Annotated in this window: 17 protein-coding genes; 10 read left to right on the top strand and 7 right to left on the bottom strand. The window is 62.0% G+C overall.

The features are described 5' to 3' along the window. Positions 1-986: 986 nt before the first annotated feature. Entirely contained in the window at positions 987-3,209 is a 2,223-nt protein-coding gene (locus D3M70_RS28260; RefSeq protein ID WP_120129262.1) for an ATP-dependent DNA helicase, read from the top strand. Between the two features lie 151 nt (positions 3,210-3,360). Then, positions 3,361-5,004, top strand: coding sequence for a phosphoglucomutase (alpha-D-glucose-1,6-bisphosphate-dependent) (gene pgm, locus D3M70_RS28255; RefSeq protein WP_120129218.1), 1,644 nt, complete (start codon positions 3,361-3,363; stop codon positions 5,002-5,004). A 114-nt stretch (positions 5,005-5,118) separates the two neighbouring features. Here the strand turns inward: pgm and moaA are convergent, their stop codons facing one another. From moaA to D3M70_RS28240, 3 genes are all read right to left on the bottom strand, one after another. Further along, positions 5,119-6,117: a GTP 3',8-cyclase MoaA gene (gene moaA / locus D3M70_RS28250; protein WP_120129216.1), complete on the bottom strand. Its 999-nt coding sequence runs from the start codon at positions 6,115-6,117 to the stop codon at positions 5,119-5,121. Between the two features lie 68 nt (positions 6,118-6,185). Beyond that, the gene (locus D3M70_RS28245) at positions 6,186-7,016 is read right to left on the bottom strand and encodes a formate/nitrite transporter family protein (protein WP_120129215.1); all 831 of its coding nucleotides are present in this window, start codon (positions 7,014-7,016) and stop codon (positions 6,186-6,188) included. Positions 7,017-7,445: 429 nt separating this feature from the next. Beyond that, positions 7,446-8,708: sodium:proton antiporter (locus tag D3M70_RS28240; protein ID WP_133306539.1), on the bottom strand; the 1,263-nt coding region annotated here is incomplete at its 3' end. A gap of 489 nt (positions 8,709-9,197) precedes the next feature. Here D3M70_RS28240 and D3M70_RS28235 point away from each other — a divergent pair. After that, the gene (locus D3M70_RS28235) at positions 9,198-10,817 is read left to right on the top strand and encodes a methyl-accepting chemotaxis protein (protein ID WP_120129212.1); all 1,620 of its coding nucleotides are present in this window, start codon (positions 9,198-9,200) and stop codon (positions 10,815-10,817) included. Positions 10,818-10,924: 107 nt separating this feature from the next. Here the strand turns inward: D3M70_RS28235 and D3M70_RS28230 are convergent, their stop codons facing one another. After that, positions 10,925-11,863, bottom strand: coding sequence for a class I SAM-dependent methyltransferase (locus D3M70_RS28230; RefSeq protein WP_120129210.1), 939 nt, complete (start codon positions 11,861-11,863; stop codon positions 10,925-10,927). Positions 11,864-12,099: 236 nt separating this feature from the next. On the opposite strand from D3M70_RS28230, the gene D3M70_RS28225 reads away from it, so the two are divergent. Beyond that, complete coding sequence (locus tag D3M70_RS28225; RefSeq protein ID WP_120129208.1) at positions 12,100-12,633, top strand: GNAT family N-acetyltransferase; 534 nt, start codon at positions 12,100-12,102, stop codon at positions 12,631-12,633. A 40-nt stretch (positions 12,634-12,673) separates the two neighbouring features. Here D3M70_RS28225 and D3M70_RS28220 read toward each other — a convergent pair whose 3' ends face one another. Further along, positions 12,674-13,942 (bottom strand): MFS transporter, encoded by a 1,269-nt coding sequence (locus D3M70_RS28220; RefSeq protein ID WP_120129260.1) that lies wholly within the window; start codon positions 13,940-13,942, stop codon positions 12,674-12,676. A 234-nt stretch (positions 13,943-14,176) separates the two neighbouring features. On the opposite strand from D3M70_RS28220, the gene hemB reads away from it, so the two are divergent. After that, on the top strand, positions 14,177-15,151 hold the full coding sequence (gene hemB / locus D3M70_RS28215; protein WP_120129207.1) for a porphobilinogen synthase: 975 nt from the start codon (positions 14,177-14,179) through the stop codon (positions 15,149-15,151). Positions 15,152-15,248: 97 nt separating this feature from the next. On the opposite strand, the gene D3M70_RS28210 is transcribed toward hemB, so the two are convergent. Further along, positions 15,249-16,154 (bottom strand): LysR substrate-binding domain-containing protein, encoded by a 906-nt coding sequence (locus D3M70_RS28210; RefSeq protein WP_120129206.1) that lies wholly within the window; start codon positions 16,152-16,154, stop codon positions 15,249-15,251. A 229-nt stretch (positions 16,155-16,383) separates the two neighbouring features. On the opposite strand from D3M70_RS28210, the gene D3M70_RS28205 reads away from it, so the two are divergent. The 5 genes from D3M70_RS28205 to D3M70_RS28185 are packed head-to-tail and all read left to right on the top strand — an operon-like array spanning position 16,384 to position 20,855. After that, the gene (locus D3M70_RS28205) at positions 16,384-17,244 is read left to right on the top strand and encodes a transporter substrate-binding domain-containing protein (RefSeq protein ID WP_120129204.1); all 861 of its coding nucleotides are present in this window, start codon (positions 16,384-16,386) and stop codon (positions 17,242-17,244) included. Between the two features lie 12 nt (positions 17,245-17,256). Then, complete coding sequence (locus D3M70_RS28200) at positions 17,257-17,919, top strand: amino acid ABC transporter permease (RefSeq protein WP_120129203.1); 663 nt, start codon at positions 17,257-17,259, stop codon at positions 17,917-17,919. A gap of 7 nt (positions 17,920-17,926) precedes the next feature. Continuing rightward, on the top strand, positions 17,927-18,604 hold the full coding sequence (locus D3M70_RS28195) for an amino acid ABC transporter permease (protein WP_120129201.1): 678 nt from the start codon (positions 17,927-17,929) through the stop codon (positions 18,602-18,604). Positions 18,605-18,615: 11 nt separating this feature from the next. Continuing rightward, positions 18,616-20,118: an argininosuccinate lyase gene (gene argH, locus D3M70_RS28190; protein ID WP_120129199.1), complete on the top strand. Its 1,503-nt coding sequence runs from the start codon at positions 18,616-18,618 to the stop codon at positions 20,116-20,118. After that, positions 20,115-20,855, top strand: coding sequence for an amino acid ABC transporter ATP-binding protein (locus D3M70_RS28185; RefSeq protein WP_120129198.1), 741 nt, complete (start codon positions 20,115-20,117; stop codon positions 20,853-20,855). Before argH ends, D3M70_RS28185 begins: the two co-directional genes overlap by 4 nt. A 418-nt stretch (positions 20,856-21,273) precedes the next feature. Here the strand turns inward: D3M70_RS28185 and D3M70_RS28180 are convergent, their stop codons facing one another. After that, positions 21,274-22,224, bottom strand: a complete 951-nt coding sequence (locus D3M70_RS28180; protein WP_120129196.1) for a VTT domain-containing protein — start codon at positions 22,222-22,224, stop codon at positions 21,274-21,276. Positions 22,225-22,261 lie beyond the last annotated feature (37 nt).

Here is a 22,261-nt window from a genome sequence, read left to right as displayed (position 1 = left end):
GGAAGGGCTGTCGGATGTTGATTCTGGCCGCAGGCCGTGGGAGCCAGACTTGTCGGCGATCTGCCGGGGACCGGCAGCAAGGTCAGACGATGGAGTGCATCAGCCCCACCGCATGCGCAGGTTTTGCTGCCGCTTCGCGCCAGATCGCCGACAAGTCTGGCTCCCACGCCTTCGGCAGAAGCGGATTGGTTTCGTTGTCCCTTCGCGCCAGATCGCTGACAAGTCTGCTACTTCCACGCCTTCGGCAGAAGCAGTCGGTGTGTCCTGCGGCGTTGTCAGCGACACCTTGGACAGTTGTAGCAGTCCGGCTTGCCGGCGGAGGCGTCTTTGAAATCGCCACCGCCGGCAAGCCGTGCAGCTACGGGAAGGACTGTCGGATGTTGATTCTGGCCGCAGGCCGTGGGAGCCAGACTTGTCGGCGATCTGCCGGGGACCGGCAGCAAGGTCAGACGATGGAGTGCATCAGCCCCACCGCATGCGCAGGTTTTGCTGCCGCTTCGCGCCAGATCGCCGACAAGTCTGGCTCCCACGCCTTCGGCAGAAGCGGATTGGTTTCGTTGTCCCTTCGCGCCAGATCGCTGACAAGTCTGCTACTTCCATGCCTTCGGCAGAAGCGGGTCGGTGTGTCCTGCGGCATTGTCAGCGACACCTTGGACAGTTGTAGCAGTCCGGCTTGCCGGCGGTGGCGTTTTTGAAATCGCCACCGCCGGCAAGCCGTGCTGCTACGGGAAGGGCTGTCGAATTCTGATTCTGGCCGCAGGCCGTGGAGCCGTTCCTTCGTCCGCCGATCCATTTCCGTTTGCAAGCCTCGGGCTCAGCTGTTATCTGTATGTCCGTCCAGTATCACCACCCTGCGGCCCGTTGCTCCTTTGACTTCCATTCTCCCCGTCGAACCCATCTCTGACGCTGCTGCCAGCGAGCTGCCGCAGGCGCCGGCCGTTACCGCGGTTGAGCCGGGCGTGGGTTATTCGGTGGCGGTGCGGGCGATGTGCGAATTCACCGCCAAGGTCGGCGATCTGGACCTTCGCTTCACCCCGTCGCCCAGCGCGCAGGAAGGCATCGCCGGGCATCGCACGGTATCAGCCCGGCGGGATCCGCAGTACCAGTCAGAGGTGGCGTTGTCCGGCAGCTTTCACGAATTGACGGTGCGGGGCAGGGCAGACGGCTACGACGCCACGCTCAATCAACTGGAAGAAGTGAAGACCTATCGCGGCGACCTCGACGCCATGCCGGACAATCATCGGCAGTTGCACTGGGCTCAGGCCAAGGTTTATGGCTGGTTGATCTGTCAGCAACGGCGACTGCCTGAAGTGACGGTCGCGCTGGTGTACTTCAACATCGTCAACGAGCAGGAAACCCTGATTCGGGAGCGCTTCACAGCGGCGCAATTACAGGCATTCTTCGAGGCCCAGTGCACGGTCTTCCTGCACTGGGCGCGACAGGAAATGGCCCACGTTCAAGCGCGCAATCAGGCTCTGACCCAACTCAAGTTCCCTCACGCCGACTTTCGCAGCGGCCAGCGCGTACTCGCCGAGTCGGTGTACAAGGCGGTCAGCACCGGGCGTTGTCTGATGGCCCAGGCGCCCACTGGCATCGGCAAGACCATCGGCACCGTGTTCCCGATGCTCAAGGCGGCGCCGAGCCAGAAACTGGACAAGGTGTTCTTCCTCACCGCCAAGACCCCGGGCCGCAAGTTGGCGCTGGATGCCTTGAGCGTGATCGGCCGCAGCGCGCCGCAACTCAAGCTGCGGGTGCTGGAGCTGGTGGCGCGGGACAAGGCTTGCGAATACCCGACCAACGCCTGCAATGGCGATTCCTGTCCGCTGGCCAAGGGGTTTTACGACCGCCTTCCGGCAGCGCGCAGCGAGGCGCTGGTCGAGCCATGGCTGGATCAGGCCGGGCTGCGTGAGGTCGCCTTGCGGCATCAGGTCTGCCCGTACTACCTGAGCCAGGAACTGGCGCGCTGGTCGGACGTGGTCATCGCCGACTACAACTATTATTTCGACTTGAGCGGCTTGCTGTTCGGCCTATGCCAGTTCAATCAGTGGCGCGTGGCGGTGCTGGTGGACGAGGCGCACAACATGGTCGAGCGCGCTCGGCAGATGTACAGCGCCAGCCTCGATCAATACAGCATGAATCAGGTGCGCCTGACCGCGCCGGAGCCATTGAAGAAGGCCCTGCAGCGCCTCAATCGGGAATGGAACGCACTGCACAAGGATCAGGTCGCGCCGTACCAGGCCTATCCCGGTACACCGGCAAAGTTTCTTGCCAGCCTCAATCTGTGCGTCGCGGCGTTCGGCGACTACTTCAACGATCACCCGCAGGCCGCCAACGGCGAATTGCAGAGCTTCTATTTCGAAGCCATTCAGTTCGGGCGCATTGCCGAACTGTTCGATGAGCATTACCTGTTCGACATCAGCAAGCGCGATCTGGGCCAGAAAACCCTGTCCAGATTGACCCTGCGCAATGTGGTGCCCGCCGGGTTCATCCGTCCACGCCTGACGACCGCCCGCAGCACCGTGCTGTTTTCCGCCACGCTCAACCCGCGCCACTATTACCGCGACCTACTGGGCCTGCCGGACACCACCGCGTGGGTCGACGTGGAGTCTCCCTTCCAGCGCTCGCAACTGGACGTGCACATCGTCAGCCGCATCTCCACGCGTTACACCCACCGGCAGGCGTCGCTGGCGCCCATCGTCGAGCTGATGGCCGAGCAGTTCCAGGCGCGGCCGGGCAACTATCTGGCGTTCTTCAGCAGCTTCGACTACCTGCAACAGGTCGCCGAACTGATGGCGGCGACCCACCCGCAGATCCCGATGTGGCAGCAGTCCCGTGGCATGGCCGAAACCGACCGTCAGGCGTTCCTGGATCGATTCACGCCGCAGAGTCAGGGCATTGGTTTTGCGGTACTGGGTGGCGCATTCGGCGAAGGCATCGACCTGCCTGGCGCTCGGTTGATCGGTGCTTTCATCGCGACGCTGGGCCTGGCGCAGATCAACCCGATCAACGAGCAACTCAAACAGCGCATGAGCCTGTTGTTCGGCGCCGGTTACGACTACACCTATCTGTACCCCGGCATGCAGAAAGTGGTGCAGGCGGCGGGGCGGGTCATTCGCGGCCAGGAGGATCGCGGGGTGGTGATGCTCATCGACGACCGCTTTGCCGAACGCAAGATTCAGCAATTGTTGCCGGCATGGTGGCAAGTCTGACGCGGGTCTGCTAATTGTCTCAACGGTTTACGGATCGATAGCCGAGCAAGGCTGTCCAACTGCCAGTAAACTGCCGCGCAGCAAACAATTTCTTACGTTTGACGATCCACATTTTTTCCAATTCACGGTTTTCCATCCACGGAGGTTTCGCATGAGTATCAGTCCATTCGCGGGCAAACTGGCGCCTGCAGAATTGCTGGTCGATCTTCCTCGCCTGGTGACGGCGTACTACACCGGTCAGCCGGACGCCTCGGTCGCCACCCAGCGGGTTTCCTTTGGTACTTCAGGCCACCGTGGCAGCTCGTTCGACCTGAGTTTCAACGAGTGGCATGTGCTGGCCATCAGTCAGGCGATCTGCCTGTATCGTCAGGCCAACGGCATCGACGGCCCACTGTTTCTCGGTGCCGACACTCACGCCCTGTCCACGCCAGCCGCCGCGACGGCGCTGGAAGTGCTGGCCGCCAACGGCGTCAATGTGATGATTTCCGAGGGTGACGAGTACACGCCGACCCCGGCCGTATCCCACGCCATCATCTGCTACAACAAGGGCCGCACGTCCGGTCTGGCCGACGGCATCGTCATCACCCCGTCGCACAACCCGCCGGAAAGCGGCGGCTTCAAGTACAACCCCACCAACGGCGGCCCGGCCGATTCGCACATCACCAAGTGGATCGAGAACAAGGCCAACGAGCTGCTCGCCGAGAAGATCGTCGGCGTGACCCGCATGAGTCTGGAAAAGGCGCTGCGGGCCGACACCACTCACCGTCATGACTACCTCAATACCTATGTCGCTGACCTGAAAAACGTGATCGACATGGACGCCATTCGTGGCGCCAGCCTGAAGCTGGGCGTCGATCCACTGGGTGGCGCGGGCGTGTGCTATTGGTCTGCCATCGGTGAGCATTACGGCCTGAATCTTGAAGTGGTGAACAAGTTCGTCGACCCGACTTTCCGCTTCATGAGCGTGGACTGGGACGGCAAGATTCGCATGGACCCGTCGTCGAACTTCGCGATGCAGAGTTTGATCGGGCTCAAGGACCGTTTCCAGGTGGCCTTCGCTTGCGATCCGGATCACGACCGCCACGGTATCGTCACCCCGACCGGTGGCCTGTTGGCGCCGAACAATTACCTGGCGGTGTCCATCGATTACCTGTTCCAGAACCGTCCTGACTGGCGCGCCGATGCGGCCGTCGGCAAGACCGTGGTCAGCAGCGGGATGATCGACCGTGTGACCCAGCGCCTGGGGCGTCGTTTGTATGAAGTGCCGGTGGGCTTCAAGTTCTTCGCTGAAGGGCTGTATGAAGGTTCGCTCGGCTTTGGCGGCGAGGAGAGTGCGGGTGCCTCGTTCCTGCGCCGTGACGGTTCGGTCTGGACCACCGACAAGGATGGTCTGATTCCGGCGTTGCTGGCCGCTGAGATCCGCGCGCGCAAGGGCCGTGATCCGAGTGAGATGTACAAGGCGCTGACCGATGAGTTGGGTGAGCCGGTGTCGACGCGTGTCGAGGCGAAGGCGAACTTCGAGCAGAAGGCGTTGCTGAGCAAGCTGTCACCGGAGCAGGTCACGTCGACCGAACTGGCGGGCGAAAAGATCACCCGCATTCTGAGCAGGGCGCCGGGCAACGATCAGGCGATTGGCGGTTTGAAGGTGATGACCGAGAACGGCTGGTTTGCGGCGCGTCCGTCGGGCACCGAGGACATCTACAAGATCTACGCCGAGAGCTTCAAGGGCGAGGAGCATCTGAAGCGCCTGGTGGCTGAGGCGCAAGTGTTGGTGGATGGGGCGATTGCGCCTTAACCTTTGATGAAAAGGGTCTGGCAAATGCCAGACCTTTTTCGTTTCGGCGAGTGATCTGGAGCGTGTCTCAAGCGCCAGCCACGACGGGCGCGCGCCAAGGGATCGAACGGCGAGTCAGCCGCCCGTCATATTCATGAACCGCACCACCTGCACATCGTCGTTGATCTCGAAATTGTGCTTGTAGGGCTTGAGTTTCATGGCCTCGACGATGGCTTTTTCGATCTTTTCCGGGTGGCCGGGGTTGGCGCGCAGGACGGCTTTGAGGTCGGCGGAATGCTCGTTGCCCAGGCAGAGCAGCAAGCGGCCTTCAACCGTGACCCGAACGCGGTTGCAGGTGGCACAGAAGTTGTGGCTGTGGGGCGAGATGAAACCGACGCGAATGTCCGGCGCTTCGGCCAGGCGCCAGTAGCGTGACGGGCCTTGGGTCGATTCAGTGGAGTTGACCAGCGTATAGCGTTCGGCGATGCGCTCGCGCACCTGCTCGCTGGAGAAGAACGATTCGGCGCGGCTGTGCTCGCTGATCACGCCCAAGGGCATCTCTTCGATGAACGTGATGTCCAGCCCGCGATCGATGGCGAACGCCACCAGGTCGTTGATTTCGTGATCGTTGCGGCCCTGCATGACCACGCAATTGAGTTTGGTGTGGGTAAAACCGGCGGCATTGGCGGCATCGATACCGGCGATGACCTTGCTCAGTTCGCCCGTGCGGGTCAGTTCCTTGAAGCGCGCGGGGTCGAGGCTGTCCAGGCTGATGTTCAGGCGCTTGAGGCCGGCGTCGAACAGCGGCGCCGCCAGTTTTTCCAGTTGCGAGCCGTTGGTGGTCATGCACAGTTCGCGCAGGCCGGGCAGGGCGGCGATGTTCTTGCACAGGCCGACGATCCCGGAGCGGACCAGCGGTTCGCCGCCGGTGAGGCGAATCTTTTTGGTGCCCAACGCCACGAAACGCTCGGCGACCTGCTGAATTTCTTCCAGGGAAAGGATCTGCTGGCGCGGCAGGAACGTCATGTCCTCGGCCATGCAATACACGCAACGAAAATCGCAGCGATCAGTCACTGACATTCGTACGTAATCGACTTTGCGTGAAAACCCGTCTATCAGCACTCGATCCGACATTGCTTATCTCGACAGCCTGTAGTGGCAGAAACAGGTCGCATCCCGTTGCAGAGCGTCTGGCGACTGAATCATTGAATTTTGTGCACAACCGGTTGCTCGATCATCGCAGGATTCTCGCTGTTTGCCGAGCCCTGTGTCGCTTTCGAATACGACACGTAATACGCCAGACCCACGAAAATTGCACCCCCGACCGCGTTGCCTAGGAATACCGCGAAGAAGTTTTCGACGAACTGGGCCCAGCTCAGTGCGTCCGCGAAGATGGCTGCCGGAATCACGAACATGTTGGCGACCACGTGCTGGAAACCGATGGCCACGAACGCCATGATCGGGAACCACATGCCGAGGATCTTACCGGTCACATCCTTGCTCGCATATGACAACCAGACCGCAAGACACACCAGCCAGTTGCATCCGATGCCGGAAATGAACGCCTGACCGAAGTCCGCGCTGACTTTGGCTTTGGCGATGGCCAGCGTCTTGGCCAGGTACGCGCCTTCGGTCAACCCCAGCACATGGCCGAAGAACCAGGCAATGAACAGCGCGCCCAGCAGGTTGGCGAAGGTCACCAACAGCCAGTTGCGGGCGACCGCGCCCACGGAAATGCGCCCCGCGAACAACGCGGTCGGCAGGCTCATCATGTTCCCGGTCAGCAATTCGCCGCCGGCGAGGATCACCAGGATCAGGCCAATCGGAAACACCGCTGCGCCCAACAGATTACCCAGCGAAGCCCACGGGCCGGGGATCATGGTGCTGACATGGATGTCTAGCAGAAACCCCAGGGCGATGAAGGCTCCGGCAAGAAAACCCAGGACCAGGATCGAAAGGACGGGCAGGTGCGATTTCTTTACACCGGCTTCGACGGTCATTTCAGCGATCTGTTGAGGCGTGTTGATGGACATGTTTTTCTCGGCTCGCACGCAATGACCGACACGACGACACAAGGCCGCGGGCCACGCAGATAGGTAGAGGGTGACAAGAATCCGGTCTTGGTGCGCGAGCGTGTCGGGCGACACGACGGCAGGTCCCTGCGAAGATAACGATGTGCGACTTTTGGCCACGTTGCAGCGGCGGCAAAAAAAGCGTGATCAGTTGGTGAGCAAGCTACCGATCAGGACGTAGAGCGTCCAATCGCTTGTTCCGATGAAGTGATCGATGCGGTCTATCGTCGCATCCGGGGCATTCCCATTCTCCGTCCCTTGGGACGGCCAGGGCTCATGAAACGTGACAGGAGGCGCGTGTCAAATCGTCGCGGTGAAGAAGGCGGCGACGATCCATTTCCCGCCTTCGCGTTTCAGTTCTTGCTGTCCGTTTGCATGCTCCGTTCGTANGACCACCGACAGGGTCAGGCCAATCGTGCTTTGCATGTTTTCTTTAGGCAGCCCGTGGGAAAGGGCATAGCACAGGTAATACAGGGTGCCGATCCCGCGAATGCCGAACCAGCCAACCAGCGCCTTCTGCGGTCGCGTCAGCAACTGACGGCTGATCAACAGCCAGACGCTCAGCGGCCTGACCACACAGAACAGGGCAAGCCCGAGCGTGAGTGCGCGCCAGTCCCAGTAAGAAGCAATCGCAGCGCCGAGCAAGGTAATCAGCAGCACCTCCATGGCCCGCTCAACCAGACCGCCGAACGCCAGCATGTCGCCCATCATCACCCCTGCAGCCAGTTGCGATTCGCTCAGTTCCTCCTGCGCGGTGACGGTCGCCGCTGCCGGCTCGCTGTGCATGTGCCCCAGCACGGGCTTGGCCACGTGTTCGGCCGGGACCTCCGACCGAGTGGTGCGCACTTCGGCCTGGCGCAGGCCCAAACCGGCCGCGAACACCGAAAGAAAACCGTAGGCGCCCAGGCCTTCGGCCGCCACGTAGGACACCGCGATCAGCGCCAAGGCCAGAAAGTCGTTGGGTGAGGTGGTGCTGTCGGCGTTTTTGATCCGCAGATAAATCATCAGATGCCCCACGCCACGGCCTAGACCATAGCCGAGCAGCAGACCCACGGGCACGCCCCAGACAATGTTCTTCAGCAGCCAGCCTTGCACCCAGTTGAAGTCCGAGGAGCCGTGGGTGATTAACAGCAGGGCGAAGATGACGAAGGGAAAGGCCGTGCCGTCGTTGAGACCGGCTTCACCGGACAGGCCAAAGCGCACGCGGTCGAAATCCTGGGCGTTGTTGACCTGCACCAGCCCCGCCAGTACAGGGTCGGTGGGCGACAGCATCGCCCCCAGCAGCAGGGACACCGCCCACGGCAGATCCAGCAGGTAATGGCCGGCCAGGCACACGCCAGCGATACTGGCGAGCATGATCGGCACCGCGAGCAGGTACGCCGAATGCCAGGCTTTGCGATGCAGTGGCAGGCGCAGTTTGATGCCGGTGTTGAATAGCGAAAACAGCACCGCGACTTCGGTCAGGCGCTCCAGCCAGTGGCGTGCATCGCGGACATCCAGTTGCACCAGGTCAAGGCCCCAGGGGCCGATCCCCGCACCGAACGCCAGACACACCGCCGAAGTGGTCACCGGCAACCAGCGCAGGTAAGAGGAAGTCAGTGCCAGCAGCATCAACAGGACGCCGAACACGGTCATGCAAAGAATGAAACTCATCGGGCCTCGTCATGCGTAAAAGGATTGGGCAGCGTTCTGTGTGTGACTGTGCTCAGTGGGGATAGTTAAAAAAACCTCGAGGCGGCTTTCGCAGCACGGCTTGCCGGCGGAGGATTATCGGAGAATGCTGTCGTCGGCCTGCCGGATTTTTTCAGAGAGTCGGGGCGCATGGATCTTTGCGCACTGGATCCATTTCGGCGTGACATGGGCGATAGATTTCATTTGCGTTTCAGCGGCTTAAACCGACATTCGACAAAAAACCGGCTCGTGATTCGGACGCTCTTTTGACGCTTTTCGACCGCCCATCGGATGTCCTGTCAGCGCCTTAAAGAACCTCGCGGCAAGGTCGAATCAGCCTGTGTGAGCACGCTGTTTTGTGAACGTTCTCGAATGTTCGAAACGGTGGCACAGGGATGTGATTGGCAGGCAAACCTTCGACAGTCATCAAGGCCCTCGAAGACAGCAGTCCCCCCTGATGAGATTCCCCGTATGTCGAAATCCCTGAGATTGCAGATTCTGGCGCTGCTCAGTGGCAGCCTGGTGCTGGTGTTGCTGATCGCCCTGGCCTGTTTTCACTTCCTATCCAGCAACGTGCATGCGTACCGCGGCTTGCTGGAAGGCCCGCTGCACGCTTCGCAACTGGTCGACCAGGCCAACCTGCAATTCAAGATCCAGGTCCAGGAATGGAAAAACGTGCTGTTGCGCGGCAAACAGCCGACCGACCGCGACAGGTTCTGGGGCCAGTTCGAGGATCAGGAACGTCAGGTTCAGGACACCCTGGGGCAGTTGAGTGCCCTGAAAGACCTTGATGCCGCGAGTCGATCTCGGGTCGACACGCTGCGTGAAGAGCATCGTGCGCTGGGGGTCGCCTATCGTAAGGGGCGTGATGCATTCGTTGCAGCGGATGCGGACCCGGCCGCAGGCGATCAGGCCGTCAAAGGCGTTGACCGTGCCGCCAGCGAGCAGATGAGCGAACTGGTGCTGAGCCTGCGCAAGCTGAGCGATGCGCAATCGGTCTCGATCAGCAACACGGCCGATCAGACGATTCTCATCGGTACGCTGGTGATGCTGGCGTCGGCGTTACTGGTGGGCGTGCTGACCCTTTGGATGGTCAATCGCAACATTGTGGGCCCGATCGGCATGCTGATCGAATACGTGGCGCAGCTCAGCCAGGGACGCTTCAGTGATCGGGTCAGCATTACTCGTCAGGATGAGCTGGGTCGTCTGGCCGTTGCCGCCAACACCCTGCGCGATTTTCTGGCCGACACCTTCACCCGCCTCAAGCGCAGCACCACCGATCTGGACAGCGCCGGTGGCGAACTGAAGGCCATTGCGGCGTTGATGGCTCAGGGCACCCACGAGCAATTCGAGCGCACCGATCAGGTCGCCACGGCCATGACCGAAATGTCCGCGACCGCTCAGGAAGTTGCCCGTCACGCCGCCCAGGCTGCGCAGGCTGCCGATGAGGCTAATCGCAGTTCCCAGGATGGCGGCAAGGTGATGAGCGCGACGATCACTGCGATCACCCAGATGCGTACCGAGATCAGCAACACCGCCGAGGTCATTCGTCGTCTGGAAAGTGACAGCGGACGAATCGGCAAGGTGCTGGAAGTGATTCGTGGCATCGCCGAGCAGACCAACCTGTTGGCGCTCAACGCCGCTATCGAAGCGGCTCGTGCCGGAGACGCCGGCCGCGGCTTTGCAGTGGTGGCCGATGAGGTGCGGACACTGGCTCAGCGCACGGCCGCCTCAACGGCCGAGATCAATCAGATCATCAGTTCGGTGCAGACCGGTGCAATCGATGCCGCGCTGGCCATTGAAAGCGGTCAGGCGCGCAGTCAGGAAAGTGTTGATCAAGTGGCCCTGGCCGGTTCGTCGCTGCAACGCATTACCTCGGCGGTGGAGGCGATCCGCGACATGAACCGGCAGATCGCTACGGCGGCGGAAGAGCAGACGTCGGTGGCCGAAGACATCTCGCGCAACCTGACGGAAATCACCGCCATCGCCACCACCAATCAGAGCAACGTGCAGCGCACGCAAAGCGCGAGCGAGGATCTGCATGGGTTGTCGGTGGGGTTGAATGATGTGATATCGCGTTTGAGTGCGTAACGGCCGTGTCGTCCCGCGCACCCGTAGCAGTCCGGCTTGCCGGCGGCCCCGATCTTGAAAACGCCACCGCCGGCAAGCCGGACTGCGCGGGGTGGCGCCTGTGGCCATCAACCCTGGCGGAACACCAACGCCTTGAGCCCGCCGCCGGGCTCGATGTCCGCGAACTCCGGCGGGTTTTCCAGACGCTGTTCGAAGCGCAATCCCGGCGCTTCGCGCATTACGCCTTCGATGAGGAAATCGGCCCCCAGCGCCGGGTCGTTCATGCAGGCCAGCACCGTGCCGTCGTCGCTGAGCAACTCGGGCAGTTTGCGCAGCACGCGCTGGTAATCCTTGGTCAGCAGAAAGCTGCCTTTCTGAAATGACGGCGGGTCGATGATCACCAGATCGTACGGCCCGCCGCTTTTCACCTTGCCCCAGGACTTGAACAGCTCGTGGCCGAGGAAACTGACCTTGCTCAGGTCGTGGCCGTTCAGGCGATGGTTGTCGCGCCCCCGACTCAGGGCTGCGCGGGACATGTCCAGATTGACCACGAAATCCGCACCTCCCTCGATGGCCGCCACGGAAAACCCACAGGTGTAGGCGAACAGATTGAGAATGCGCTTGCCCGAGGCGTTGGCGCGCACCCAGTCGCGGCCGTAACGCATGTCGAGGAACAGTCCGGTGTTCTGTTTTCTGCCGAAATCGACAAGGTAGCGCAGGCCGCCTTCGGTCAGCGTCCATTCGTCCGGCATCTCGCCCAGCAGCGCTTCGGTGAGGCTGTCAGGCAAATACCGGTGCTGCAGAAGCAGCGTGTGCGCCTGGCTGTTTTTCCAGACCTGCGCCTGCACCAGATCCAGCAGCAGGCGTTTCAACGCCTCGAGTTCTTCGGCAGCGGGTTCCTTGAACAGCGAGACCAGCACCACGCCCTGCATCCAGTCCACGGTCAGTTGCTCCAGTCCCGGCCAGCGCCGGCCACGACCGTGGAACAGGCGACGGGTTTCAGCGGGCGCAGGGTCAAGGGCGTCGAGCAGGTGCTCGTTGAGGGTGTTCAGGGCGTCGGCATTCATGGGGTGGCGGCGTGTCGGCAATCGGGAAAAGGCGGCATTCTAAACCCAATCCGGGCGCCAGCAGTTGCAGATGATGGCGGACGAGGCGTGCATGGCAACGTTTCGCTGACGCTGACGCTGACGCTGACGTTCACGAATCATCACTTTGTCCAGGCAGGTCGGTAGGTCATGATTGCTCGGTCTTTCGCCGTGTGGCTGCACGGCAACCCAGTGTTACCTTCCAGAGAGGACCCGCAATGCCCGACACCCTGATCCTGCGCGATGCCCGCGACGATGACATGCCAGCCGTGCAGGCGATCTATTCCCACCACGTGATTCACGGCACCGCGAGTTTCGAACTGGAGGCGCCAACCCTTCCACAGATGCTCCAGCGCCGTGCCGACGTGTGTGCCCAGGACCTGCCGTACCTGGTGGCCGAGCGTGAGGGCGAAGTGGTCGGCTATGGCTACGCCACGCTGTATCGGCCACGGCCGGCGTACCGTTTCTCGGTCGAAGACTCGGTGTATGTGCGTGAGGGCATGGCCGGCCTCGGCATCGGTCATGCGCTGTTGAGTCGAATCATCCAGCGCTGCACTGACGGCGGGAGGCGGCAGATGCTGGCGGTGATCGGCAACAGCGAAAACATGGCCTCGATCCGCCTTCACGAGCGCCTGGGGTTTCGCAAGGTCGGGGTGTTCCAGTCCGTGGGTTTCAAACACGGGCGCTGGCTCGACACGGTACTGATGCAGCGCGAATTGGGCGAGGGGTCAGGCAGTACGCCCCAAGGTTGAAACGCAACGAGAGGGCGAGGGGTCACCATCTTGCCACGTATTACGTAATATCTGGGTGGTTCGGCGTCGGTTCGGCAGCGGGCCGACGTTTTGATACCTGCGCGGACCTGAGGGTTTCGGGCACTGCCAACCACAGCAACAGGCACGCGATGGACGCAATCGCAGCCAGGGTCAAAAAGGCCGCGCTGTAACCGGCCTCACGAATCACCAGTCCGGCCAGGCCGTTACTCAGCGCAGCGCCCAGGCCGAACACCGTTGAAATCGCACCCAGGCTGACATTGAAACGACCGGTGCCGTGGGTCAGGTCTTTGACCACCAGCGGGAGCAAGGCGCCAAAGGCTCCGGCCCCGATGCCATCGAGCAGTTGCACCGCCACCAGCCAGTACGGGTTGTCCGACAGTACATACAGCACACCGCGCAGCGGCAGGATGACGAAGCCCGCCAGCAGCAAAGGCTTGCGTCCCCACGTGTCTGCCTTTGCGCCCACCAGCCAGGCGACTGGCACCATCACCAGTTGAGCCGCGACGATGCAGGCGGAAGTCAGCGGCGTGGCGAGTTGCATGTCGATCTGCGAAAGCTTCTGGCTCACCAGCGGCAACATGGCGGCGTTGGCCAGATGGAACAGCCCGCAGCAGATGGCGAACACGAGCAACGGCTGGTTGTGCAGCAGCACCGACAACCCGCTGGGTTGCTCGTGCGTTTGTCGATGTTCGGGATCGAAGCCCCGTGCGACCTCATGATCGATGGCGCTGGCGTCGACAAAACTCACCGCGACGATGCTCGCCGCAGCCATGAAGGCCATCAGGTAAAACACCGCAATCGGCCCGAACGCCCACGAGCAGCCCCCGGCCAGCAGCGCTGCGCAGGCGTTACCGGCATGGTTCCAGGTTTCGTTGCGACCGGTGCGACGAGTGAACGCCTTCGGCCCGGTAATGCCCAGCGAGATTGCGGCAATGGCCGGGGCGAACACCGAGCCTGCGATGGCGCTCAGGGCCTGGGTGATGGCGACCCAGGTAAAGGAATGGATCAAAGGCAGCACAAGGCAACCTGCCGTCACCAACAACGCCGCGACGGCCACCACCAGACGCTTGCTGCGGGTGCGGTCAATCAGCGCACCCGCTGGCGTCTGGGTGATCAAAGCGGCTATACCAGCGAGCGTCATGACCAGCCCGATGCTGGCCGGATCCCATTTATGTACCGCCAGCAGGTAGATCGCGAGATACGGGCCGAGCCCGTCGCGCACGTCGGCGAGAAAGAAGTTGAGGCCGTCCAGCGAGCGGTTGTTGCGCAGGTCTGATGAGCTGTTCACGTTGGTCTCGATGCACACGTCGGTGCAACCGGGATTGGCTGCCGCTCATGCTTAATGACCTGGCCGCACGACGTTCGTTCGATGACCTCAATGGCACTGTTACCGCTTCGGTAATGGAGTTTATTGCCGCGACATTTGAATCGAGAACGGCGCAGGCATAAGCTTCGCGCCATTGATATCTTCCGGACGCTGTCGGTCCGGTCGTTTTCCGGAAATCTTTCTTCAGGAACTGCCATGTCCAGTGTGTTTCCCGCCGCTCGTCCACGTCGCCTGCGCAGCAACGCAAACTTTCGCGCGCTGTTTCAGGAAACCGAATTCACCCTGAACGACCTGGTGCTGCCGATCTTCGTCGAAGAAGAAGTCGACGAGTTCGTGCCGATCAACAGCATGCCCGGCGTGAGCCGGATTCCCGAGTCGAAGCTGGCGCAGGAAGTCGAGCGCTATGCCCGCGCCGGTATCAAGTCGGTGATGACCTTCGGCGTGTCCCATCATCTGGACGCCACCGGCAGTGACACCTGGCAGGAGAACGGTCTGGTGTCGCGCATTTCGCGGACCATCAAGGATGCGGTGCCGGAAATGATCGTGATGTCCGACACCTGTTTCTGCGAATACACCGATCACGGCCATTGCGGCGTGATGCACGGCGCCCATGTCGACAACGACGCGACCATCGAGAACCTCGGCAAGCAGGCGGTCATGGCCGCTCGCGCCGGAGCGGATGTCATTGCTCCCTCGGCGGCGATGGACGGACAGGTGCGGGCCATTCGCGCTGCGCTGGATGCCGCAGGCTTCACCCAGACGCCGATCATGGCCTATTCGACCAAGTTCGCATCGTCCCTGTACGGTCCGTTCCGTGAGGCCGGCGGTTCGGCGCTCAAAGGCGATCGCAAGAGCTACCAGATGAACCCGATGAACCGCCGCGAAGCCCTGCGCGAGTCGTTGATGGACGAAGCCGAAGGCGCCGATGCGTTGATGGTCAAGCCAGCCGGTGCGTACCTGGACATCATCCGCGACATCCGCGAAGCCTCGACCCTGCCATTGGCGGCGTATCAGGTCAGCGGCGAGTACGCGATGATCAAGTTCGGTGCCCAGGCGGGTGCCATCGACGAGGGGCGGGTGGTGCGTGAAAGCCTGGGCGCGATCAAGCGCGCCGGTGCGGACCTGATCTTCACTTACTTTGCGATGGATCTGGCACTGGCCGGAATCTGATGGCGACAGGCATGCCGCCTTCGCCACCGTCGTAACCTCCGGCAGCTCCCACAGGGACCGTGTTGACTGCCGCAAATGCGATGTTCGGGTGGGTGCGCTACCCCTGCCAGTCCTTGCTCGCCTCGGTGAGCATCTCCTCGATCAACTCGCCGAAACGCTGGCTCAGCAGGCTCTGCGGCCGATCCTCCGGCAGCAGCAGGTACGTGGAAAAACGGATCTGCGGGAGGAAGGGGCGGGTTTCGATGCCCATGTGCAGATACTCCAGCGCCACCATGGGGCTGACGATGCTCACCCCCAGTCCCAACGCAACCAATGAGCAGACGGTCGCCGCATAGGGCGTCTCCAGATTCAGCTTGCGGTATTCCTTGTCTGCGGCGAATGCCCGGTCCACGCGGGTGCGTGAGCCGTCGTTCTGCGACAGCGAAATAAACTCCTCGCCTTTCAGGTCGTCGGGCTTCACCGACTTCAACTCACCCAACCGATGCCCCTTGGGAAACACGCAGACCCCCGGCACGTCGCAGATTTTCTGCGTGCGCACGCCAGGCATCTCCTCCCCAACGTAAGACGCCAGCCCCACATGGCAGAACTGCGACGCCGCCCAGTGCGCAACCATCGGTGAGTCGCTGGTGTGGATGGAGATGGCCGCGTCGGGGTTCTCCTGACGAAAACGCTGAATGACCTTCGGCAACACCGTCAGCGACAGCGACGGCACCGCCGCGATGCGCAACTGGCCGGTGCCGCCCCGACGAATGTTCTGCGCCGACTTCTCCAGACTCTGCAGACCGATGAACGCGCGCTCCACGTCCGCGAACAGCGCGGCGCCTTCATCGGTGGGTAACAGACGCCCGCCGACACGCTCGAACAACTTGAAGCCGCTGCCGCGTTCCAGTTGCGCGATCAGGCGGCTGATGTTGGGTTGAGAGGTGTGCAGCGACTCCGCTGCGGCGGTCATCGAGCCGCTCAACATCACGGCGCGGAAGGCTTCGACTTGTTTGAAGTTCATGGCAGGCCATATCAATTCGTTATGGGCGACCAATGTATTGTCATTTGTTGGCATGAGCCAGAGGCTTTATAACTGTTTTCGACATCGAAGATTCCGCGCAGACGGACGCGATGTTCAAGCGCGCCTCGACGCTTGCGCCGCGCTGTAAACCCCGCTGCTCTCTGCCCTTGTAATCGTTGCGTGTCGTCGCGTTGTGCGGCGCTGCGCTGGTAGGTAACCAGGAGGCAATATGTCGTTCTCTTCCAAGTTCTTCTCGCTGAACGTATTGGGTCGCGCCCTCGCGTTCTCATGGGTCTCCCTGGCTGGTGTGGCGCAGGTTCATGCTGCGGATCTGCCGCCGGTTCCTGACGAAATCAAGGAAGCCGGTCAACTGCGCGCCGGTGTGCGTTGCGATCAGCCGCCCTACGGTTTCCAGAACGGCAGCGGCGATTTCGCCGGTGTCGAAGTGGAGATGTCAAAACAGATCGCGCTCTGGGCGCTGGGGTCCAAAGACAAAGTGACCTTCACCTGCGTCACCGCTGAAAACCGCGTGCCGCAACTGCTGGGACGCAAGGTGGATTTCCTCATCGCCACCCTCGGGGTCACCCCGGAGCGTCAACGCGTCATCGACTTCACCACCCCGTATCGCTGGGGCGCCAGTGACGTGGTGGTGAAGAAAGACAGCCCGATCAAGTCGATCAAGGACCTCAACGGCAAGACCCTGGCCACCCTCAAGGGCTCGGTGCAGGCCAAGTGGTTCGAGGACCACATGCCCGAGGTCAAGACCCTGCGCATGAACAGCGCCGCCGACGCCTTGCAGACCTTCCGTCAGGGCCGCGCCGATGCCTACACCCATGACGCGGCGACGCTGGTGGTGGTGGCTGCCAATGACAGCGACGCGCGCCTGATCAACGAACCCTTCCAGATTTCCGACGCGGCCATCGGCGTGCGCAAGAACGACGAGCCGCTGCGCGATTACCTCAGTGCTGCAGTGGCGAAGATGCACGAGGAGAAGCTGTTCAGCGGCTGGGTGCGTCAGTACGTCCCGGAAAACATTCAGAGCTATTACCTGAGCGTGTTCGAGCAGGCCAAGCCTGCTGAAAAACTCTGACCGGACGCTGTCATGGACTTCGATTTCAATTACCTGCTGGCGCAGTGGCCGGCGCTGCTCGACGGTGTCTTGATGACGCTGCGGGTTTCGCTGCTGGCCATCGCGTTCTCTCTGCTGATCGGCATCCTTGGCGGCGCGGCACGGGCGATGCGCATACCGGTGCTGGCCCAGATCGTGGCGCTGTACGTGGAGTTGATCCGCAACACGCCGATTCTGGTGCAGCTGTTTTTCATCTTCTACGGCCTGCCGGCGATAGGGCTCGAACTGTCGCTGTTCTGGTCCGGGGTGTTTTGCCTGTCGTTGTGGGCGGGGGCCTATCAGGTGGAAAACATGCGCGGCGGCCTGGCCACGGTGGAGCACAAGATGCGTGAAGCGAGCATGGCCCTGAGCCTCAAGCCGCATCACTACCTGTGCCTGGTGGCCTTGCCGATCGCGTTCCGCACCAGCTTGCCAGCGGTGCTCAACACCGCGATCTCGTTGCTGAAGAACTCGTCGTACCTGCAAGCCATTGGTCTGGCGGAGCTCACGTTCGTGGCGGTGGACCGCATCGCCACGGATTTTCGCGCCATCGAGATGTTCAGCGCGATCTGTGTGATGTACCTGGCCCTGGTGGCGATTCTGTCGCTGTTGACCGGACGCCTGTCCGCCCACCTGCAACGTCCATTCAGGCACTGAGGCCCTCATGAACTTTCTGGTCGAAAACTGGGGTTTCGTGCTCAAGGGACTGTGGATGACCGTGCGCCTGGCGCTGGTAATCCTGTTGTTCACCACGATCATCTCGGCGGTATTTGGCGTGCTGGCGACACTCAAGAGTCGCCTGTTGCGCCTTGCCATTCACGGCTACGTCGAGCTGTTCCGCTCGATCCCGCTGATCGTCAACGTGTTCTTCATCTTCTTCGGCGCGCCGATGCTCGGGCTCGACCTGAGTCCGTTCGCGGCGGTGGTCACCGGCCTGACCCTGTGGGGCAGTGCCAACGGCATCGAAATCGTGCGCGGTGGCCTGGAGTCGGTGTCGCGCCACCAATGGAAAAGCGCCTGGACCCTGGGCCTGCGTCCCTGGCAGATCTACCTGCATGTGATTGCACCGCAATCGATGAAGGCGATTCTGCCGGCGTACACGGGGCTGCTGACCATGCTGGTACAGGCCACCTCGCTCGGGGCGCTGGTGGGGGTCGGCGAGTTTCTCAAGGTCGGCCAGATCATCGTCGAGCGTTCCACCGTCATGACCGGCGTCAGCCCCGCCTTCAGCGTCTATGGGCTGGTGCTGCTGGTGTACTTCGTCATCTGTTCATTGCTGAGCTGGCTCAGCCGTTATCTCGAACGTCGCCTGGGTCGTCCGGCGATGCGCGCAACTCGTTAAGGGGTTTGATCATGCAAGAATCCAAAGTCAGTCGTCGCTTGAAGGAAACCACCGCCCCTGAGGTCAACGAGTACATCTATCGCCCGCGACTGGAAGGGTTCGCCGATGGCTTCGTCAACCTGGGCAACGTCAACAAGGCGCACATCGTGATGCTCGCCGAGCAGGGCCTGATTCGTGGTGAACACGCCAGCGTGCTGGCCAAAGGTGTGCTGGACATGGAAGCGGCGGGGCCGGGCGAGGTCACCCTCGATCCGTCCCGCGAGGACGCCTACTTCAACTATGAGGCGCACCTGATCGAGCAGATTGGCACCGACATCGGTGGTCGTCTGCACACTGGGCGTAGCCGCAACGATATCCTCGCCACCCTCGACCGTCTGCGTTGCCGGGAAGTGTTGATGGGCCTGATCGATGCGCTGATCCAGACCCGCCAGACCGCGCTGAACAACGCCGAAGTGTTCGCCGAAGTGGTGATGCCCGGTTACACCCATCTGCAACCGGCCCAGCCGATCACCTACGGTTATTACCTGTCGGCGGTGGAGCAGGCGCTGGAGCGCGATTGCAAACGCCTCACTCAAACCCTGGAGTCGATGAACCAGAGCCCGCTGGGCGCGGCTGCGTTCGCCGGCACGCCGTTCGCCATCGACCGTGCGCGTACCGCCGAACTGCTGGGTTTCGACGGCTATCTGGACAACGCGCTGGACGCCGTCGGTTCGCGGGATTTCATCCTGGAAAGCCTGTCACACCTGAGCCTGCTGTCGGTGTTCTGGAGTCGGGTGGCGCAGGACTATTTCGTCTGGAGCACCCACGAGTTCAGCCTGATCGACTTCCCGGACAGCGTGGCCGCGACGTCGAGCATCATGCCGCAGAAGAAAAACCCCACCGTGCTGGAATACCTCAAGGGCCGCACCGGGCATATCGTCGGTCTGCTGATGGCGGCGAGCGTGACGGTCAAGGGCAGTAACTTCTCCCATACCGGCGACGCCAACCGCGAAGGCACGCGGGGTTTCTGGGAGGCGGCCGAAGAAAGCCTGCGCTGCCTGAAACTGCTGGAACTGGTCTTGCGCACGGCCATTCCCAATGCCGATCTGGCAGTGCGCCGTGCCGGCGAAGACTTCTCGACGGCCACCGGGCTTGCCGACCTGATCGTGCGTGAAGCCGACCTGTCGTTCCGCGAGGCGCATCATGTGGTCGGCGCCGCCGTCCGCATGGCCATGGATGCCGGTTTGCCGGCGCACAGGATCGACACTGACATGGTCGATGCCTGTGCCATGGAACAACTGGGCCACGCGCTGAATCTGCCGGCGCACAAGGTTCGCGAGTGCCTGGACCCGACCGCCAACGTGCAGTCCCGTGCGTCGGCCGGTGGCCCGGCGTTGTCCTCGCTGCGTCCGAGCCTGCTGCGGGCCAACGCGCGGTTGCAGGTGGAACGCCAGGCCAATCAGGCGCGGCGTGATCGTCTGCTGGTGGCGCAGGAAAAACTGCAAGCGGCGACTCGCGCACAGGCCGGCCTATGAAAAGCATGCTGACGGTGCGCGGACTGCACAAGCACTTCGGCGAGGTCGAGGTGGTCAAGGGCGTCGACCTGGATGTGGCCCAAGGCGAGGTCGTGGTGATCATCGGCCCGAGCGGCTCGGGTAAGTCAACCTTCATTCGATGCCTCAACAGCCTGGAAGAGCCTTCGGCCGGCAGTGTGGTAGTGGATGGCGGGGACTCGGTGCGGGCCAACGATCGCAAGGCCATGGCCCGGTTGCGCGAAGACATCGGCATGGTGTTTCAGGATTACACGCTGTTTCCGCACATGACGGTCATGGCCAACATGATTCTGGCGCCGGTCAAGGTCAAGAAGCAGAGCAAGGCCGACGCCCAGGCCAATGCGCTGGCGTTGCTGGAGCGCGTGGGCCTGCGGCACAAGGCCGAGGGCTACCCGGGCGAGTTGTCGGGCGGGCAGCAACAGAGGGTGGCGATCGTTCGTGCATTGGCGATGAAACCGCGCCTGCTGCTGTTCGATGAACCGACTTCGGCGCTGGACCCGGAAACCGTCGGCGAGGTGCTGAACGTGATGAAGGGCCTGGCGGCGGAGGGGATGACCATGATCGTGGTCACTCACGAGATGGGCTTTGCTCGCGAGGTGGCGGATCGGGTGGTGTTTTTCGACGGCGGAAAGATCGTCGAAATGGGCCCGCCAGCGCAGATTTTCTCCACGCCTGAGCATCCCCGCACGCGGCAGTTCTTGCAGAGTGTGTTGCATTGAGGGCGGTCTGAGGAAACGTACTGCTGGGGATCTGCCAGGCACTGGCAGCAAACCTTGAGTGCAGGGTGTTTCTGATAGGGCTGGGGTGTCTGGTTTTACTGCCGGTGCCCGGCAGATCGCTGGCAAAGCCAGACTCCCACGGCCTTCGGCCAGAATCAAAAGCCGATTTGGAGGGACACAGAGCTGTTTCTGACGGCAGTGCAACTGATTCTGCCCGCAGGGCGTGGGAGCCTGACTTGTCGGCGATCTGGCGCGCAGCGGCAGTAAAACCTGCGCATGAGGTGGGGCTGATGCACTCGATTGTGTGATCTTGCTGCCGCTTCGCGCCAGATCGCAGGCAAGCCAGCTCCCACGGCCTGCGGCCAGAATCAAAAGCCGATTCGGGGGCTATACAGAGAGCCGACTTGTCGGCGATTGATCAGGCTGTGGCAGTTTCGCCAGCTGCATCCGGTTCGATCTGTGCGTTGCGCCAGGCGTCGAGCCCGCCGGTCAGCGCTTTGCCTCGGGTCAGGCCGTGGGCGTGGAGTTTTTGCGCCAGTAACGCCGCCGACAGCTCGTTCGGGCAGGCGCAGTAGAAGACCATGTCGACATCGCCCAGTTTCTCGACCCAGGGTTCCAGCGGTTCTTCGAGGCTGATGGAGACCGCGCCGGGAATCCCTTCGATGACCGCTGTGTGAAAGGTCGGGCGTACGTCGATGATCACCGGCGCATCGACCGTGTCGCGCAGGGCCAGCAGTTGCGGGACGCTGATGCGTGGCACTTGTGAGGTTCGCGCCAGCAGGCGACGGCGTTTCCAGTATTTCCAGCCCAGAAACAGTGCAAACGCCGCCAGTACGCCGCCGATGGCCAGCGGCAGGTAGCCGGTCAGCCAGCCCAGCAGGGGAATGATCGCGTCGGTGAACAGCATGCCCAGTAACAGCGCCGAGCCGGCCCAGATGAACGACCCGGCCAGGGAATAGCGCATGAAAATCGCGAGCGGTGTGCCGTTCATTCCGGCGACCGTGGTCACCAGCGCACCGGCGCCCGGCAGGAATTTGGACAGCAGCATCGCCCGTGGACCGACCCGGTCGTAAACGGTCAGGCCCTGGCGGATGCAGGTGTCCTGAGACAGGGAAATCTTGCAGATGGATTTGAGCAACACGCCGCCGTAACGTTTACCGGCCCAGTACCACAGGCCATCGGCGATCAGGCAGGCGAACATGGCGACCAGCACGCCAGCGCCCAGCAGCGGTTTGCTCTGCATGGCCAGTGCGCCGGTGACGATCAGCGTTGGATAGGCCGGCACCGGCAAGCCGATCTGTTCCAGCAGTACGTTGACAAACACCAGTAACAGGCCATGGCTTTCGTTCAATTGCTGGAGTTCGTTCATGGCCGGCACTCGGGTGAAAAGGGCGCAAGAAAAAAGG

Origin of the sequence: Pseudomonas sp. LS-2, assembly GCF_003605735.1 — a bacterium.
GTDB lineage: Bacteria > Pseudomonadota > Gammaproteobacteria > Pseudomonadales > Pseudomonadaceae > Aquipseudomonas.
The sequence above is the reverse complement of the archived record's forward strand: the minus strand, read 5'-3'. Positions and strand labels throughout refer to the sequence as shown.

Bases quoted from the DNA above. Each gene is read 5' to 3' on its own strand.
- D3M70_RS28260 (WP_120129262.1), top strand. From the start codon at position 987: ATGTGCGAATTCACCGCCAAGGTCGGCGATCTGGACCTTCGCTTCACC.
- pgm (WP_120129218.1), top strand. From the start codon at position 3,361: ATGAGTATCAGTCCATTCGCGGGCAAACTGGCGCCTGCAGAATTGCTG.
- moaA (WP_120129216.1), bottom strand. From the start codon at position 6,117: ATGTCGGATCGAGTGCTGATAGACGGGTTTTCACGCAAAGTCGATTAC.
- D3M70_RS28245 (WP_120129215.1), bottom strand. From the start codon at position 7,016: ATGTCCATCAACACGCCTCAACAGATCGCTGAAATGACCGTCGAAGCC.
- D3M70_RS28235 (WP_120129212.1), top strand. From the start codon at position 9,198: ATGTCGAAATCCCTGAGATTGCAGATTCTGGCGCTGCTCAGTGGCAGC.
- D3M70_RS28230 (WP_120129210.1), bottom strand. From the start codon at position 11,863: ATGAATGCCGACGCCCTGAACACCCTCAACGAGCACCTGCTCGACGCC.
- D3M70_RS28225 (WP_120129208.1), top strand. From the start codon at position 12,100: ATGCCCGACACCCTGATCCTGCGCGATGCCCGCGACGATGACATGCCA.
- hemB (WP_120129207.1), top strand. From the start codon at position 14,177: ATGTCCAGTGTGTTTCCCGCCGCTCGTCCACGTCGCCTGCGCAGCAAC.
- D3M70_RS28210 (WP_120129206.1), bottom strand. From the start codon at position 16,154: ATGAACTTCAAACAAGTCGAAGCCTTCCGCGCCGTGATGTTGAGCGGC.
- D3M70_RS28205 (WP_120129204.1), top strand. From the start codon at position 16,384: ATGTCGTTCTCTTCCAAGTTCTTCTCGCTGAACGTATTGGGTCGCGCC.
- D3M70_RS28200 (WP_120129203.1), top strand. From the start codon at position 17,257: ATGGACTTCGATTTCAATTACCTGCTGGCGCAGTGGCCGGCGCTGCTC.
- D3M70_RS28195 (WP_120129201.1), top strand. From the start codon at position 17,927: ATGAACTTTCTGGTCGAAAACTGGGGTTTCGTGCTCAAGGGACTGTGG.
- argH (WP_120129199.1), top strand. From the start codon at position 18,616: ATGCAAGAATCCAAAGTCAGTCGTCGCTTGAAGGAAACCACCGCCCCT.
- D3M70_RS28185 (WP_120129198.1), top strand. From the start codon at position 20,115: ATGAAAAGCATGCTGACGGTGCGCGGACTGCACAAGCACTTCGGCGAG.
- D3M70_RS28180 (WP_120129196.1), bottom strand. From the start codon at position 22,224: ATGAACGAACTCCAGCAATTGAACGAAAGCCATGGCCTGTTACTGGTG.